This window comes from Kitasatospora sp. RG8 (assembly GCF_017813315.1).
In the GTDB taxonomy this organism is placed as follows: Bacteria; Actinomycetota; Actinomycetes; order Streptomycetales; family Streptomycetaceae; genus Kitasatospora.
The window spans coordinates 50,184-65,481 of record NZ_JAGIYX010000022.1 but is presented as its reverse complement, the minus strand read 5'-3'; the positions used below and the strand labels follow the sequence as shown (position 1 = coordinate 65,481).

16 protein-coding genes are annotated in these 15,298 nt (G+C 74.2%); all 16 read right to left on the bottom strand.

Annotation, left to right across the window (positions count from 1 at the left end; genetic code table 11):
* Positions 1-129: 129 nt before the first annotated feature.
* Positions 130-1,158, bottom strand: a complete 1,029-nt coding sequence (locus J5Y04_RS27870; RefSeq protein WP_209415168.1) for a proline racemase family protein — start codon at positions 1,156-1,158, stop codon at positions 130-132.
* The gene (locus J5Y04_RS27865; RefSeq protein ID WP_307853329.1) at positions 1,158-2,522 is read right to left on the bottom strand and encodes an aldehyde dehydrogenase family protein; all 1,365 of its coding nucleotides are present in this window, start codon (positions 2,520-2,522) and stop codon (positions 1,158-1,160) included. Before J5Y04_RS27865 ends, J5Y04_RS27870 begins: the two co-directional genes overlap by 1 nt.
* A 45-nt stretch (positions 2,523-2,567) precedes the next feature.
* Entirely contained in the window at positions 2,568-3,572 is a 1,005-nt protein-coding gene (locus J5Y04_RS27860) for a proline racemase family protein (protein ID WP_148647680.1), read from the bottom strand.
* An 82-nt stretch (positions 3,573-3,654) separates the two neighbouring features.
* On the bottom strand, positions 3,655-4,518 hold the full coding sequence (locus J5Y04_RS27855) for a dihydrodipicolinate synthase family protein (protein ID WP_245205562.1): 864 nt from the start codon (positions 4,516-4,518) through the stop codon (positions 3,655-3,657).
* 123 nt (positions 4,519-4,641) lie between these two features.
* Positions 4,642-6,159 (bottom strand): NAD(P)/FAD-dependent oxidoreductase, encoded by a 1,518-nt coding sequence (locus J5Y04_RS27850; RefSeq protein WP_209415166.1) that lies wholly within the window; start codon positions 6,157-6,159, stop codon positions 4,642-4,644.
* A complete protein-coding gene (locus J5Y04_RS27845; RefSeq protein WP_148647683.1) occupies positions 6,140-6,454 on the bottom strand; it encodes a (2Fe-2S)-binding protein in 315 nt (104 codons plus the stop codon). Before J5Y04_RS27845 ends, J5Y04_RS27850 begins: the two co-directional genes overlap by 20 nt.
* A 119-nt stretch (positions 6,455-6,573) precedes the next feature.
* A complete protein-coding gene (locus J5Y04_RS27840) occupies positions 6,574-7,743 on the bottom strand; it encodes an FAD-binding oxidoreductase (protein ID WP_209415165.1) in 1,170 nt (389 codons plus the stop codon).
* Between the two features lie 140 nt (positions 7,744-7,883).
* A complete protein-coding gene (tatC, locus tag J5Y04_RS27835; RefSeq protein ID WP_209415236.1) occupies positions 7,884-8,774 on the bottom strand; it encodes a twin-arginine translocase subunit TatC in 891 nt (296 codons plus the stop codon).
* A 144-nt stretch (positions 8,775-8,918) separates the two neighbouring features.
* Positions 8,919-9,218, bottom strand: a complete 300-nt coding sequence (gene tatA, locus J5Y04_RS27830; RefSeq protein ID WP_209415164.1) for a Sec-independent protein translocase subunit TatA — start codon at positions 9,216-9,218, stop codon at positions 8,919-8,921.
* A gap of 241 nt (positions 9,219-9,459) precedes the next feature.
* Positions 9,460-9,636: a hypothetical protein gene (locus J5Y04_RS27825; RefSeq protein WP_153882874.1), complete on the bottom strand. Its 177-nt coding sequence runs from the start codon at positions 9,634-9,636 to the stop codon at positions 9,460-9,462.
* 84 nt (positions 9,637-9,720) lie between these two features.
* Complete coding sequence (locus J5Y04_RS27820) at positions 9,721-9,927, bottom strand: hypothetical protein (protein ID WP_245205594.1); 207 nt, start codon at positions 9,925-9,927, stop codon at positions 9,721-9,723.
* A gap of 27 nt (positions 9,928-9,954) precedes the next feature.
* The gene (locus J5Y04_RS27815) at positions 9,955-10,911 is read right to left on the bottom strand and encodes a YafY family protein (protein WP_209415162.1); all 957 of its coding nucleotides are present in this window, start codon (positions 10,909-10,911) and stop codon (positions 9,955-9,957) included.
* On the bottom strand, positions 10,908-11,900 hold the full coding sequence (locus tag J5Y04_RS27810) for a YafY family protein (protein WP_209415161.1): 993 nt from the start codon (positions 11,898-11,900) through the stop codon (positions 10,908-10,910). Before J5Y04_RS27810 ends, J5Y04_RS27815 begins: the two co-directional genes overlap by 4 nt.
* 237 nt (positions 11,901-12,137) lie before the next feature.
* Complete coding sequence (locus J5Y04_RS27805) at positions 12,138-12,512, bottom strand: FKBP-type peptidyl-prolyl cis-trans isomerase (RefSeq protein WP_148647689.1); 375 nt, start codon at positions 12,510-12,512, stop codon at positions 12,138-12,140.
* Between the two features lie 159 nt (positions 12,513-12,671).
* Complete coding sequence (locus tag J5Y04_RS27800) at positions 12,672-13,988, bottom strand: FKBP-type peptidyl-prolyl cis-trans isomerase (RefSeq protein WP_209415160.1); 1,317 nt, start codon at positions 13,986-13,988, stop codon at positions 12,672-12,674.
* Between the two features lie 220 nt (positions 13,989-14,208).
* On the bottom strand, positions 14,209-15,195 hold the full coding sequence (locus J5Y04_RS27795) for an FKBP-type peptidyl-prolyl cis-trans isomerase (RefSeq protein ID WP_209415159.1): 987 nt from the start codon (positions 15,193-15,195) through the stop codon (positions 14,209-14,211).
* Between the last annotated feature and the right edge of the window lie 103 nt (positions 15,196-15,298).

Below are 15,298 nucleotides of genomic sequence, written 5' to 3'. Positions count from 1 at the left end.
CAGCCGCGCCGGGCAGCGTGAGGGCGGGCGTTCCCGCGGCGCCGGCCAGGCCGCCGGCCCGGTCACCGGTCAGGCCTCCGGCCCGGTCACCGGTCGAGCCTCCGGTCAGGTCACGGGCCAGGCCGCCGGTCACAGCAGGAACCCCGTTCCCAGCTCGTCGCCGGCCTCCAGCACGAAGGAGTGCTCGCCGGTCCGGTGGGCGGTGCCGGTGACCTCTGTGACCACGCCCCCGTCGAACGGGTCGCCGCCCGGGAGCACCCGGCCGCCGAACACCGTCCCGACCAGCGACTCGTGCCGCAGCTCCTCGCCCGGGGCCAGCCGGCCCTCGGCGGCGAGGACGGCGAGCCGGGCCGAGGTCCCGGAGCCGCACGGCGAGCGGTCGATCTGGCCGTCCGCGAAGACGGTGACGTTGCGCTGGCTCAGCCCCCCGTCCGCGGTGGGCACTTCGTCGTACAGGATGACGCCGTAGACGCCCGAGAGCAGCGGGTCCACGGGGTGCTCGACGGCCGGCGAGCCGGCCAGGGCGGCCCTGATCTCCCGCCCGGCGGCGGTGAGTTCGGCCAACTGGGCGGGTTCGACGGCCAGGCCGAGGGCGGCGGCCGGGACCGAGACGTAGCAGGCGCCCGCGTGCGCGACCGACACCTCCACCAGGCCCCGCGGGGTGTCCACGGCGAGCTTGAGCGCGGTGACGACGGTCGGCACGTTGCGGAAGGTCACCCCGGTGGTCCGGCCGCCCCGGCGGTGGACCAGGGCGGTGACCCGCCCGGAGGGGACGTCGATCCGCACCCGGGCCACCCCGTCGTCCGGCGCCGCGACCAGCCCGGAGTCCACCGCCCAGGCGCCGAGCGCGATGGTGCCGTGGCCGCAGGCGGTCGAGTAGCCGTCCTTGTGCCAGAAGAGCACGCCGAGGTGCGCCTCGTCGTCGTCCGGCGGCACGAGGAAGCCGCCGTACATCCCGGCGTGGCCGCGCGGCTCACGGGTGAGCAGCTGCCGCACCTCGTCGAGGGCGCTCGGCCGGGGCGCGGTGGCGGTGCCGCCGGCGCCGAGCGCGATGGCCCGGCGCTCGGCGACGCTGTCACCGGGGATGCCCGGCACACCGTCGAGGACGATCCGGAACGGCTCCCCGGCCGTGTGGTAGTCCACGGTCCGGACGTGCATCACGCACCACCGGCCGGCAGCAGGGTGACGGTGCGGCCCTGGGTGTAGAAGTCCAGCGCGGCCTGGCCCTGCTCCCGGGCGCCGTGGCTGGCGCCCTTGGCGCCGCCGAACGGCAGGTGGAAGTCGACGCCGCTGGACGGCGCGTTGACCCGGATCATGCCGGCGTCGAGCCGGTCGGCCACGGCGAGCGCGACGTCCAGGCTGCGGGTGTGCACCGAGGCGGACAGCGTGTACGGGGTGTCGTTGGCGAGCGCGATCGCCTCGTCCAGGTCGGCCGCGGCGTGGAGCACGGCGATCGGGCCGAAAAACTCCTCGCGCCGCAGCGGGTGGTCGTCCGGCACCTCGGCGACCAGGGTCGGGTCGAGGTACCAGCCGGTCCGGTCCGGCACGTCGCCGCCGGCCAGCACCTCGGCGCCGGCCTCCCGGGCCGAGGCGACGGCCGCGGTGATCTCGTCCCTGGTGGCGGAGCTGATGACCGGCCCGCAGGCCGAGTCGTCGACCTTCGCGAGGGCCTTGACCAGCGCCTCGCTCAGCGGCTCGTAGGCCTCGCCGACGGCGATCACCCGGCTGGTGGCGGTGCACTTCTGCCCGGCGTAGCCGGCGATCGCGGAGGCCAGGTGGGCGGCGGCCTGGTCCATGTCGGCGTCCGGGAGGACCAGCGCCGCGTTCAGCCCGCCGAGCTCGGCCTGGACCGGGATGCCGCGCTCGGTGGCGGTGCGGACCACCTGGCGGCCGACCCCGGTGGAGCCGGTGAACGAGACCACGTCCGCGGCGCCGACCAGCTCCCCGCCCTCCGCGCCGCCGCCCGGCAGCACGGTGAACACGTCCTGCGGCAGCCCGGCCCCGGCCACCAGCTCGGCCAGCCGCAGCGCGCAGCCGATCGCCTCGGAGGAGGGCTTGAGCACCACGGAGTTGCCGACGGCCAGCGCCGGGGCGGCCTTCCACGTCGGGATCGCCAACGGGAAGTTCCAGGGCGTGATCAGCCCGGCCACCCCGTACGGGCGGCGGCGGGTGAGCAGCAGGCCCTCGCCGGCGGCCGTCTCGTGGACGGCGCCGGACGCCGCGAACGGCGCCTGCGCGTAGTAGCGCCAGATGGCGGCCGTACGGGCGACCTCGCCGCGCGCCTCGGCGAGCGGCTTGCCGACCTCGCGGACGACCAGCGCGGCCAGCTCCTCGGCGTGCGCCTCGACCGCCTCGGCGATCCGGGTGAGCGCCGCGGAGCGGGCGCCGGCACCGGCGGCGAGCCATCCGGGCTGCGCGGTCCGGGCGCGGACGACGGTCGCCCGGACGGCTTCGGCACCGGGCTTGGGGGCCTCGGCGACGAGGTCCGCGGGGTCGGCGGGGTTGTACGAACGGATCGTCACGGCAAGCAGTCCTTCGGGGGGGTGGTTCGGCGGGGAGCGGCGGGCTCAGAGCAGGAAGCCGGCCGGGAACGGGTCGCTCGGGTCGAGGAAGTACTGGGCGGTGCCGGTGATCCAGGCCCGCCCGGTCACGGTGGGGACGACGGCGGGCCGCCCGGCCACCTCGGTCTCCTCGACCAGGCGGCCGGTGAAGGTCGTCCCGATGAAGGAGTCGTTGCGGAAGTCCCGCCCCAGCGGAAGCTCGCCGCGCGCGTGCAGCTGGGCCATCCGCGCGGAGGTGCCGGTGCCGCACGGCGAGCGGTCGAACCAGCCGGGGTGGATGGCCATCGCGTGCCGGGAGTGCTCGGCGGTGGAGCCCGGGGCCAGCAGCTGGACGTGGTGGCAGCTGTGGATGGACGGGTTCTCCGGGTGCACCGGCCGGTCCGGGCCCGCGTTGATGGCGTCCATCAGGGCCAGCCCGGCGTCCAGGATCTCCTGCTTGCGCTCGCGCTCGAACGGCAGCCCGAACTCGGCGAGCGGCAGGATGGCGTAGAAGTTGCCGCCGTAGGCGAGGTCGTAGCCGACCGTGCCGTAACCGGGCACCTCGATCTTGCGGTCCAGCGCCACCGAGTACGAGGGCACGTTGCGGATGGTCACCGCCTTGGCGGCGCCGTCCTCGACGTGCACCTCGGCGATCACCAGCCCGGCGGGGGTGTCCAGCCGGACGGTGGTGACCGGCTCGACCACCGGCACCATGCCGGTCTCGACCAGCACGGTGGCCACGCCGATGGTGCCGTGGCCGCACATCGGCAGCAGCCCGGACACCTCGATGTAGAGCACGCCGAAGTCGGCGTCCGGCCGGGTCGGCGGCTGGAGGATCGCCCCGCTCATCGCGGCGTGGCCCCGGGGCTCGTACATCAGCAGGGTCCGGAACTGGTCCAGGTGCTGCTGGAAGTGGACCCGGCGCTCGGCCATGGTGGCGCCGGGGATGACGCCGAACCCGCCGGTGACGACCCGGGTGGGCATGCCCTCGGTGTGCGAGTCGACGGCGTGGAACACGTGGCGGCTGCGCATCTGGTTGCGGCTCCCGTCGGGTTGTGGTTCGGGGGCGGGCCGGCTGCCCCCGCAGCCGGCCGTACCCGGGGACTTCGTGCGACTACGCGAGGCCTTCGGCCAGCGCCTTCTCGGTGGCCGCGCGGACGGCCGCCTCGATCTCCGGGGTGAGCGGCTGGCGCGGCGCGCGGACCGGGCCGCCGGGACGGCCGGCGATGTCCATGGAGAGCTTGATCGCCTGCACGAACTCGGTCTTGGAGTCCCAGCGCAGCAGGGAGTGCAGCGCCTTGTAGAGCGGCAGCGCGGTCTCCAGCTCCTGGGCGACGGCGGCCTTGTAGAGCGCGACGCTGGCCTCCGGCAGCGCGTTCGGGTAGCCGGCGATCCAGCCGACGGCGCCGGCCAGGGCCAGCTCCAGCAGCACGTCGTCGGCGCCGATCAGCAGGTCCAGGCCCGGGGCCAGCTCGGCGATCTCGTACGCCCGGCGGACGTCGCCGCTGAACTCCTTGACGGCGACGATCGAGCCCTCGCCGTGGAGCTGCGCGAGCAGCGGGGGGACGAGGTCGACCTTGGTGTCGATCGGGTTGTTGTAGGCGACGATCGGCAGGCCGGCCTTGGCCACCTCGGCGTAGTGGGCGCGGACGGCGGCGTGGTCGGCGCGGTAGGCGTTCGGCGGCAGCAGCAGGACGGAGCCGGCGCCGGCCTCGGCGGCCTGCTCGGTCCAGCGGCGGGACTCGGCGCTGCCGTAGGCGGCGACGCCGGGCATGACGCGCGAGCCGTCGCCGGCGGCCTCGACGGCGACCTCGACGATCCGGGCGCGCTCTTCGGCGGTGAGGGTCTGGTACTCCCCCAGCGAGCCGTTGGGGACGACGCCGTCGCAGCCCGAGGCGATCAGCCAGCGGACGTGCTCGGCGTAGGCGTCGTAGTCGACGGAGAGGTCCGGGCGCAGCGGGATCGTGGTGGCGACCATGATGCCGCGCCAGGGCCGGGTGGTGTCGTGCTGGGTGTTGGACACGGTGACTCCTTGGTGAGGTGTGACATTTTATTAGATGGCGCGCGGTGGAGACAAGAGTCCCCGCCGTGCAGGTTCGGTTCAGTCGCGCGATTCGCCGGCGCCGGGCCGACCGGCGTGCGGGCCCGCCGCGAGCTGCGAGAGCGGCACCGGGCAGGAGAGCGGACGGCTGTCGGGCCGCGCCTCGCCCTCCCCCGGGCCCGAGCCCGACTCCGCATCCGAGCCCGAGCCCGAGCCCGCCGCCAGGCAGGCCACCGCCGGACCGCACATGCGGCCCTGGCACCAGCCCATCCCGGCACGGGTGAGCAGCTTCACGGTCCGCGCGTCGCCGGCGCCCAGCTCCTCCACCGCCTCGGTGATCCGGGCGGCCGGGACCTCCTCGCACCGGCAGACGTCGGTGTCCGGCCGCAGCCACTGCGACCACCCCGGGCCGGGCCGGTGCGCCGAGGCCATCAGCTCGGCGAAGGCCCGCAGACGCGCGCGGCGGCGCAGCAGGGAGGTGGCGACGGGGACGCCGGCCACCGCGTGCGCGGCCAGCTCGCCCTCGGCGATCGCCAGGTCCGCGCCGCCGACACCGCAGGTCTCGCCGGCCGCCCAGAGCCCGGGGACGGTCGTCCGGAGCCGGGCGTCCACCGCGAGCGCGACCGCGCCGTCGGCGGTGGTCCTGGTCCCGGCGCCCAGCTCGGTGGCCAGCTCGATCTGCGGCAGCAGGCCGTGGCCGACGGCGAGCGCGTCGCAGTCGATCCGCCGTTCACTGCCCGGCACCGGCCGCCAGTCGGCGTCCAGCCGGGCCACCGTGACGGCGGTGACCCGGTCGGTGCCGTGCGCCTCGACGACGGCGCTGCGGGGGCGCAGCCGGACCCCGTGGCGCAGCAGCGCCGCACCGTGCCCGGCGCCTTCGACCAGCTTGGCCGGGACGGCCGCCAGCACGCCGGGGCGCCGGGCGTACCCGAGGTAGGCGGTGGCCTCGACCACCGCGGGCACCCGGGCTCCGGCGGTGACCAGCGAGGACGCCGCCGCGAGCAGCAGCGGGCCGCTGCCGGCCACCACGATCCGCTTGCCGGGCAGCACGAGGCCCGACTTGAGCATGGCCTGCGCGCCGCCGGCGGTGACCACCCCGGGCAGCGTCCAGCCGGGGAACGGCAGCTGCCGCTCGTACGCACCGGTGGCGAGCAGCACGGCGGCGGCCCGCACGGTGGCCCGGTCACCGGTCTCCGGCCCGAGGGTGGCGTGCACCGCCCAGGCGGTGTCGCCGCCGTCCTCCCGGGTCTCCTGCACCGCGGCGCCGGGCCGCTCCAGCGCCCAGACGTGGTGGCCGGCCAGGTGGTCGACCCGGCCCACCCTCTGGTGTGCGGCGAGGCGGTCGGCCAGGCCGGTGTAGACGGACCAGCCGTGGTGCAGCCGGTCCGGCCGGGCGGCGCCGAGGCCGGGCGCGGGGTGGCGGTAGAACTGCCCGCCGGTGCGCGGGCCGGCGTCGACGAGGGCGCAGTGCAGCCCGAGGTCGGCGGCGGCGACCGCGGCGGCGAGCCCGGCCGGGCCGGCCCCGATCACCGCGAGGTCGTACGGCCGGTCGAAGGAATCAGACGGCGAGGTCGGCACGGCCGTTGCCCTCCTGGGTGGTGACGGTGGTGCCGGGCTCGGCGGGGAGCAGGCAGGTGCGCTGGTTGGGCCGCCCGTCGACGGTGGCCAGGCAGTCGAAGCAGACGCCGATCCCGCAGAACGCCCCGCGCGGACGGCCGCCCACGCGGGTGGTGCGCCAGGCCAGGACGCCGTCGGCCCAGAGTGCGGCCGCGATCGTCTGCCCGGGCAGCGCGGGGACGGGCCGGCCGTCGAACTCGATGGTGTGGGCGGGCCCTGGTTCCGCCCCGACCAGGTCGGCGGGGGTTCGGCGCATGACTGGGGTTCTCCGTTCCGGTGGTGGGGCCGGTACGACCATCGGGCCGCACCGTAGCGTGCACGCACTTTGCAAAGCGTTTCCCGCGCTTTGCAAAGTGCTCGGGCACATGGCAGAGCTCAGGAGGAGCCGCCCGCGGGAAAGCGGTCGGCCCGGAACGGCGAGAGGTCCAGCTCCGGCCGCTTGCCGGTGAGCTGCTCGCTGATGAGCAGCCCGGTCGCCGGGGCGAGCCCGATGCCGGCGCCCTCGTGGCCGCAGGCGTGGTAGAGCCCGGGCACCCGCGGGTCTGCACCAATCGCGGGCAGGTGGTCCGGCAGGTAGGGACGGAAGCCCCGGTAGGCGCGGAGCACGCTGACGTCGGCGAGCACCGGGAACAGCGCCGCCGCCTGCGCGGCGAGCCGCTGGAGCACCTCCACGGAGAGCGTCCGGTCGAAGCCGACCCGCTCCCGGCTGGCGCCGATCAGCACCGGCCCGCCCGGCGTGCCCTCGACCACCGCCGAGGTCTGGAGCGCGGCCGAGCCGCTGGCCACGTCCGCGACGTAGTCGGCGGCGTACACCTTGCGCCGCACGATCCTCGGCAGCGGCTCGGTGACCAGCACGAAGCCGCGCCGCGGCAGCACCGGCAGGTGCACCCCGGCCAGCGCGGCCAGCTCGCCGCCCCAGGTGCCGGCGGCGTTGACGACGGCGGGGGCCGCGAGCCGCCGCCGGTCGGTCACCACGCCGCGCACGGCGCCGTCCGGCCCGGCGGTCACCTCCCGCACGGCCTCGCCGGTGTACAGCACGGCGCCGTGCCGGCGGGCGGCGCGCAGCAGGTGGGCGGCGGCCAGGGCGGGCTGGACCTGGGCGTCCTGCGGGTAGAGGAAGCCGCCGGCCAGCCCGTCGGCGAGGTGCGGTTCGAGCTCGCGCAGCCGCTCGCCGGGGATCTCCTCCGCGGTGATGCCGACCGCCGCCTGTCCGGCGGCGAAGGCGCGCAGGGCGTCCTGCCGGGCGGGCGTGGAGGCGACCACGAGGCCGCCCTTGGGCTCGTACTCGACGGCCTCGCCGAGATCCTCGGCGAGGTCCTCCCAGAGCCGGGTGGAGAGCAGTGCGAGGTCGAGCTCGGGCCCGGGCTCCTTGTCGGAGACCAGGAGGTTGCCCTCACCGGCACCGGTGGTGCCGCCGGCGACGGGGCCGCGGTCCACCACGGCCACGGCGAGCCCGGCGCGGGCCGCGTAGTAGGCGCAGGCGGCTCCGACGACGCCGGCGCCGACCACGACGACGTCCAGGGAAAGTCTTTGGGACTGGGACACGTCAGTAATATGTCACATGCCATCTAGCCCTGCCAAGACCACCCCGCCGAACGGCCGAAAACCGGCAAAAGCCCCGGCCCGCCGGGGAACGGCGGGCCGGGGCTTCCGGGGCGGTGCGCGTCAAGGCGCTGGTCACCGCATCACGTGATGTCGTCCATCTGCTCGTGCCGGGCGGCCGGCACCGGTGCGCTCGCCACCGGGGCGGCCGACGCCTCGACGGCCTCGGCCCCGCTCACCGGCTGCACCGAGAGGTCCAGCTGCGAGGCCTCCTCGTCGTCCAGCGCGAGGTCCGGGTTCCGCCGGGCCCGGCGCTTGTCGTTGACCAGCGCGATGCCGACGGCGATGAAGTACAGCGCCCAGATCGGCGCGGCCAGCACCAGCATGCTGACCGGGTCGGCACTCGGCGTCGCGAAGGCGGCGAACACGGTGATGGCCATCACCATGCCGCGCCACCAGCCGAGCAGCCGCTTGCCGGTGACCATCCCGACCAGGTTGAGCATCACCAGCAGCAGCGGGAACTCGAAGGCCAGGCCGAAGACCAGCACCATCCGGGTGGCGATGTCGAAGTAGTCGTCGGGCGGCAGGATCGGGGTGGTCTTGTCCGGGCTGAACGAGATCAGGACCTCGACCGTGGTCGGCATCACCAGGAAGGCGCAGGCCACACCGGCCAGGAACAGCGGGGCGCCGCAGGCCATGAAGATGACCGTGTACTTGCGCTCGTGCTTGTGCAGGCCGGGGGCGATGAAGGCCCAGACCTGGTAGAGCCAGACCGGCACCGCCGCGACCACGCCGGCCGTCAGCGCGACCTTCAGCATCCAGTTGAAACCGGCGGTGAGGCCGACGGTGGAGACCTGCGCGCACCGGCCGTGGAACTGGGCGGCGTTCGACTCGTCGCACTGCGGGATCGGCTTCAGCAGGAGCGTCTCTAGCTGCTTGTGGTAGATCAGTGCCACGATCGTGAACACCACGATCACCAGGACCGACTTGACCACGCGGTTCCGCAGTTCCCGCAGGTGGTCGGCGAGGGCCATCCGCCCCTCAGGATCCTTGGGCGCCTTCGACGCCTTGGAGAGCTTGCTCAACCCCGGTCCTCAACTCGTGCGTCGAGGCCCGCCGGTCGACGGGCCTCCATGGTCGCGTGCGTCACCCGTTTCGCCGGGTGCGGCGCGCACCGCTCAGCGCGGCGCGCCGTCCGTCCCCGTCTGCGCGGACTGCCCGGCGACCGGCCGGGCGGTGGCGGACGCCCCCGGCGCGGCCTGGATGGTCTTCGCCGCGCCGGCGTCGGCGGCGACGGCAGGTGCGGCCTGCGGCGACGGCTCTTCGGCCTCGCCGTCGGACTTCATCGCCTTGGCCTCACTCTTGAGGATCCGCATCGACTGGCCGAGCGAGCGTGCCAGATCGGGCAGTCGCTTGGCGCCGAAAAGCAGGATGGCAAAAACCACGATCACCAGGATCGCGGTCCCCGAGATCCGCATGCTCGACCACCTTCAGTCACGGCGGCACCGGTGGGCCGCCCGTTGCGGGGATGGTAACCGCTGCGGGTGACGCCCTGACGTCGGCCGCCCGAACAGGACAGCGGCTCCCGGTCGGACCGTGCAGAGGGAGCCAACTGAGAGCGTAACCCGCCCACACCTCCGCGCAGCAGCCCCCGTACCCGCAACGGCCCGACGTGGTAGAGGACACCCGGGCCGCAGGACCGCGCCGGCCGGCGGCTGCTCAGCGTCCGGGCACCGCCGCCGCGAGGTCGCCGGCCGCCTCGGCCAGCGCGCGCGAGGCGGCGTCCACCCCCTTGGCGAGCGCCCGCACGTCCAGCCAGAGCCGGATCGCGAGGACACCGAGCACCAGCAGGCCGGCGGTGACGAGCAGGACGGCGGCGACGAGCATCCAGGACATGGCCACCACCCTACCGACCGGGGCCCGGCCCCCGACGCGGGCGGTTCGCCCCGGTCCGGAAGGGGCCGCCCCGGTCCCGGGCGGTCAGCCCTCGGCCGTCACGAGCCGCATCGTCCGCACCCCGGCGCCCGTCAGAGCGGTGACGATCTTCTCCCCGGCCGCCTTGCGCACCGCGGCCCCGCACAGCGGGCAGCCGAAGCTGTAGTGCGCCTGCGCGGGAGTCCGGCCGAGGGTCAGGCGGAACTCCTCGGCCGGCAGCTCCACCTTCTCCCGGCACTCCGAGCAGTACACCTTGAATCTGGTACCGGGCTCCACGGCTCAGACCAGCCCCTCCCCGTAGGCGGCCAGCGCCTCCAGCGCCGCCGACCGCGCCTGTCCGGCGAGCTCCGGCGGCGAGACGATCCGGCCGTCCCGGCCGAGGCGCAGCGCCAACGGGCGCAGCTGGGACGGGTCGGCGCTGCGCAGGGTGATCCGCAGGCCGCCGTCGGGCAGCTCCTCGGCGTGGTCGTGGGTGTAGTACTCGGCGACCCAGCGCCCGCCGGAGGTGACCTCGACGACCACCTCGGGGTCGTCGGCGGACGGGTTGACCAGCCCGCCGGAGAGGTCGCGCGGCTCGCGCCGGGGCGGGTCGGAGGGGGTGTCCAGGACCTTGATCTCGGCGACCCGGTCGAGCCGGAACATCCGGTGGTCCTCGGAGGTCCGGCACCAGGCCTCGAGGTAGGTGTGGCCCTCGGTGAGCAGCCGGATCGGGTCGACCTCGCGCTCGGTCATGCCGCCGCGGCCGTGCGAGTAGTAGCGCAGCCAGACCCGCCGGCCCTCGCTGAGGGCGCGGTCGATGTCGGCGAAGACGTGGCTCTCGGCCTCGAAGGTGACGCCGACCCGGGCGCTGCCCTCGGCGCTGTCCCCGGCGGCGTTCTCGATCTTGGCGACGGCGCGGGTGAGCGCCTCGCGGTCACCGGCCCGCAGGCCGGGCAGGCCGGCCACCGCGCGGGCGGCGACCAGCAGCGCGGTCGCCTCGTCGGCGGCGAGGCGCAGCGGCTGGGCGACGTCGTCGACGTTGTGCCACCAGATCCGCTCGCCGTCGGTGTCGATGTCGAGCAGGTCGCCGCCGCGGAAGCTGGTGCCGCACATCGGCAGCACGTTGAGGTCGCCGATCAGCTCGCGCTCGGTGATGCCGAAGGCGCGGGCGACCTCGGCGACCTCGGCGCCGGGGCGCTCGCGCAGGTAGGTGACCAGCGAGAGCATCCGCCGGGTCTGGTCGATCGCGTTGCTCATGCCCGCACTCCCTCGATTCCGTCCACAACGCCGGTCCCGGCGACAGCGCGCAGCCGCTCGATCACGTCCGTGCGCAGCTCGTCCGGGCCGAGCACCACCACGTCGGGCCCGAACTCGGCGAGGTCGGCGCCGAGCCCGTTGCCGTACGGGATCTCCAGCTCGTCCCAGGTGTCGTCGGCCCGCCGGGTGCTCAGTGCCTTGGTGCGCAGCGGGAAGCCGGCCCCGCGGCGGACCCGGACGACGGCGGTCGCGGTGGCGCCCTCGCCGGCGAACTTGGCGACGGTGGCGCGGACGTCGACGTGCTCGGGGACGGTGCCGAGGAAGGCCCCGGAGCGGGCGCGGACCTTGCCGGTGATCCGGCTGAGCCGGAAGACGCGGGCGTCGCCGCGGTCGCGGTCCCAGCCGGCCAGGTACCAGTGGCCGCGCCAGCACTCCAACGCCCAGGGTTCGACGGTGCGCTGCTCGACGGCGGCGGCGCCGGCCTTGCGGTACTCGAAGGTGACGGGGCGGCGGTCGCGGGCGGCGGTGAGCAGCGGTTCGAAGGCGCTCTCGCGGGCGGGGATGCGCGGTTCGAGGGCGGTGCGGCCCTCGGTCTCGCTGAACGGGACGCCGGCGGCGCGCAGCTTCTGCAGGGCGCCGCTGGCCGCGCCGGACATCTTGGCCTGCTGCCAGACGCGGGCGGCGAGGGTGAGCGCGGCGGCCTCCTCGGCGTCGAGGGCGATCTCCGGCAGGCGGTTGCGGTCGGCGCGGGCGAGGTAGCCGAGTTCGCCGTCGAGGGCGTTCTCGTCGACGTCGATGACCAGGCCGAGTTCGCGCAGGTCGTCCTTGTCGCGCTCGAACATCCGGTTGAAGGCGTCCTCGCTGCTGTTCTGCCAGGCTTCGCGGTAGGCCTCGATGGACTCCCGCAGCTCCTTCTTGGAGAGCGGACGTCTGGTGTTCATCAGGCACAGGGCGAGATTCATCAGCCGCTCTGCCTTGGCGATCGCCATCGCTGACCCTTCCGGTGTGCCGCGCCGCGCGCGGGGTGCGCCCGCCGGGTGGTCGTCGACCCGGCGGGACCGACCGTACCGGTAGCGGTACGCAGTGCAAAAGCCGAGTCCCTAAACGCGTGGGGCCGCACCCCCGCGCGGGGGGTACGGCCCTCGGTCACGACCGGGTCGCAGCGGTGTGCGGCCCGGTCGGGACCGTGGTCCGGCCGGGATCGGGCCCGGTCGTCGGGGTTCGGGTCAGACCGAGATCAGGTCGACCACGAAGATCAGCGTCGAGCCCGCCGGGATGAGCGGGGACGGCGACTGGTTGCCGTACGCCAGGTGCGACGGGATGACCAGCTCGCGGCGGCCGCCGACCTTCATGCCGACGACGCCCTGGTCCCAGCCCTTGATGACGCGGCCGGCGCCGAGCGGGAACTTGAAGGTGGAACCGCGGTTCCAGCTGGCGTCGAACTCCTCGCCGGTCTCAAAGGTCACACCGGCGTAGTGCACCTCGACGACCTGGCCCGGCTTGGCCTCGTCGCCGGTGCCGACCTCGATGTCGCGGATCTGCAGCTCGGTCGGCGCGTCGCCACCCGGGAAGTCGATCTCCGGCTTCGTCTTGTTGCTCACAACTGCCTCTTCTCGATTGGTTCCATTCACGACCAAGCGGCGGGCGCCCGCACCCGGTCCGTTCCCGGACCACGGTACGGGCGCCCGCCGCCCGTCCGGGCTCAGGCCACGCGGCCCGGCCCGAAGGTCACACGCACACCATTGTCACCCGAAAGTGGATCAGCCCTGACCGGCGTCCAGAATGTCCACGACGAAGACCAGGGTGGCGTTGGCCGGGATGTCGCCCTGGCCCTTGTCCCCGTAGCCGAGCGAGGCGGGGATGACCAGCTCGACGCGGCTGCCGACGGTCTGGCCCTCCAGGCCCTGGTCCCAGCCGGCGATGACCTGGCCGCCGCCCACCGGGAAGGAGAACGCCTGGCCCTTGCTGAGCGAGGAGTCGAAGACCTTGCCGTCCTTGAACAGCGCGCCGGTGTACTGGACGACGACCTTCTCGCCCTTCTCCACCTTGGGGCCGGTGCCCTTGATCAGGACGTGCGTCTTGAGCTCAGTCGGGTCGGCGGCGCCGGCGACCGGGGTGATGTCGGCCGGCTTCTTGCCGTTGTCCTTCACCTGCGGGAAGTCCGCGGGCGGCGGGGTCACGGTGCCGCTGACCACGGCGTCGGGCGCGTTGCTGTTGCGGATGTCGATGACGAACACCAGGTTGTCCTTGGCGCCGATCGACATGCTCGGGTTGCCCTGGGCGCCGAACGCGGCGGCCGGCGGGGCCACCACCAGGACGCGGCTGCCGGCCTTCTTGCCGACGACGGCCTGGTCGAGGGCCGGGATCAGGGCGTCGGTGCCGGCCTGGAAGATCTGCGGCTTGCCCTTCTCGTCGTACGAGCTGGGGATGTCCTTGCCGGTGGTCCAGTCCTTGGCCGTGTAGTCGACCGAGGTCCAGGAGTTCTTCTCGACCTTGGCGCCGGTGCCCTCGGAGAGGACCTTGACGACGAAGGAGCCGTCGGACTGCTCGCCGGGCACCTCGATGCCGGCCTTCTTGCCGAACTCGCCGGTGATCGTCGGCAGCACCTTGGCGCTGTCCTTGATCGGCGGCACCGGCTCGGCGCTCGGCGTGGCCGGCGCGCTCTTGCTGGCGTCCGGCTTGGCGGCGGCGGTGTCGCTCTTGGACCCGCCGTCCCTGTTCACGACGTACAACGTGATGCCGCTGCCGACCAGCAGCACCGCGAGCACGGTGCCGAGGATCACACCGAGCTTGCCGACGCCGGGCGGGTTCTCGGCGTACCCGGCCTCCGAGGTGTCCTGGCGGCGCACGTTGGACGCGAAGATCTGCGGGGCCTCGTCGGTCTTCGTCCCGCCCGTCCGCGGCGCGGCGGTGCCGGGCTGGGCCCAGCCCGCCTGCTGCTTCAGGATCGACGGCGGTACGACGATCGACTCGCCGTCGCCGGGCAGCGGGCCACCGGGCCGCGAGTCGGCCGGGTCACCGGTGGAGTTTCCGTTCGCGGTGCCGGCTCCGCCCGGGCTCGACGCTTTCTCAGACATGACTCCCCATCCATCTCGCCACGAGGTCTTCGAGGTCTACGGCCGGCGTGTTCGGCGCCGGGGTGCTGTCGCACTGCCGCCCGGAACCCGGACGCCGGAGGCGCCTACCACAGTGCGAGGGCAGTATGACAGGTCAGGATGAGGGCGGACGCTTCCTTGTGCGAGCGCCCGCCCAAGCGTACGGAATCCCACCGCACTCTTCCCAGCCCGCCTCGGGGATCTAGACCGCCTCGAGGATGTCGATCACGAAGACCAGGGTCGCGTTCGGCGGGACGGCGTCCTTCCCCTGCTCCTTGTAACCGAGGGCGGGCGGGACCACCAGTTCCACCCGGCTGCCGACGGTCTGGCCGACCAGGCCCTTGTCCCAGCCCTCGATCACGCTTCCGGTGCCGATCTGGAGCGCCTGCGCGCCGCCGTGGCTCCACGACGAGTCGAACTGCTGGCCGTTGCTCCAGAGCACCCCGGTGTACTGCACGACGAGGGTCTGCCCGGCCTTGACCTGCTTGCCCTCGCCCTTGATCAGCACGGCCTGCTGGAGGTCGGCGGGCGGGGCCTGCCCGGGCGGGATCGTGATCGTCGGAGCGGCCTTGCCGTTGTCCTTGACCTGCGGCAGCGTCGCCGGCGGCTGCGTCATGGCACCGGAGAGGGTGGAGTCGGGCGGCAGGCTCTCCATGATGTCCAGCACGAACACGACGGTGTCCCCGGGGCCCACGCCGAGCTCGGTGTTGCCCTGGCTGCCGAACGCGGCGGCCGGCGGGGCCACCACCAGCAGCCGGCTGCCGACCTTCTTGCCGATCACGCTCTGGTCGAAGGCGGGCACCAGCTGCCCGCTGCCCGCCTGGTAGAGCTGCGGCTTGCCGCCCGCGTCGTAGGAGCTGGGCAGGTCCTTGCCGGTGGTCCAGTCCTTGGCGGTGTAGTTCACCGTCACCCAGTCGCCCTTGTTCACCGTGGAGCGGTCCCCCTCGCTCACGGTGTTGACCACGAACTGGCCGCTGGGCGCACCATCGGGGATGGTGATGGTGGCCTTGCTCCCGAACCCGCCGCCCGAGAGCGTCGGCATCGGCGCGGCCTCGCTCACCGGTGCCGGCACGGTGGGCGCCGCACTGGGCGTCGTGGGCGTCGCCGGGCTGGTCGCCTTGGTGGAGCTGCTGCAGGCGACCGCCAGCAGCAGGGGCAGGGTGAGAAGCAAACCGGCGGTGCGGCGCACGGCGTTCCTAACTGTCGGTCAAAGTCGGCTCTCCGGACTCGACGGACAGCGTATGCCCCGACGGTGTCCGGCCCCGGTAGACACCACCGGGGCCGGACACCGC

Bases quoted from the DNA above. Each gene is read 5' to 3' on its own strand.
- J5Y04_RS27860 (WP_148647680.1), bottom strand. From the start codon at position 3,572: ATGCGCAGCCGCCACGTGTTCCACGCCGTCGACTCGCACACCGAGGGC.
- J5Y04_RS27845 (WP_148647683.1), bottom strand. From the start codon at position 6,454: ATGCGCCGAACCCCCGCCGACCTGGTCGGGGCGGAACCAGGGCCCGCC.
- J5Y04_RS27800 (WP_209415160.1), bottom strand. From the start codon at position 13,988: ATGTCTGAGAAAGCGTCGAGCCCGGGCGGAGCCGGCACCGCGAACGGA.
- J5Y04_RS27825 (WP_153882874.1), bottom strand. From the start codon at position 9,636: ATGTCCTGGATGCTCGTCGCCGCCGTCCTGCTCGTCACCGCCGGCCTG.
- J5Y04_RS27810 (WP_209415161.1), bottom strand. From the start codon at position 11,900: ATGGCGATCGCCAAGGCAGAGCGGCTGATGAATCTCGCCCTGTGCCTG.
- J5Y04_RS27815 (WP_209415162.1), bottom strand. From the start codon at position 10,911: ATGAGCAACGCGATCGACCAGACCCGGCGGATGCTCTCGCTGGTCACC.
- tatC (WP_209415236.1), bottom strand. From the start codon at position 8,774: ATGGCCCTCGCCGACCACCTGCGGGAACTGCGGAACCGCGTGGTCAAG.
- tatA (WP_209415164.1), bottom strand. From the start codon at position 9,218: ATGCGGATCTCGGGGACCGCGATCCTGGTGATCGTGGTTTTTGCCATC.
- J5Y04_RS27870 (WP_209415168.1), bottom strand. From the start codon at position 1,158: ATGCACGTCCGGACCGTGGACTACCACACGGCCGGGGAGCCGTTCCGG.
- J5Y04_RS27855 (WP_245205562.1), bottom strand. From the start codon at position 4,518: ATGGTCGCCACCACGATCCCGCTGCGCCCGGACCTCTCCGTCGACTAC.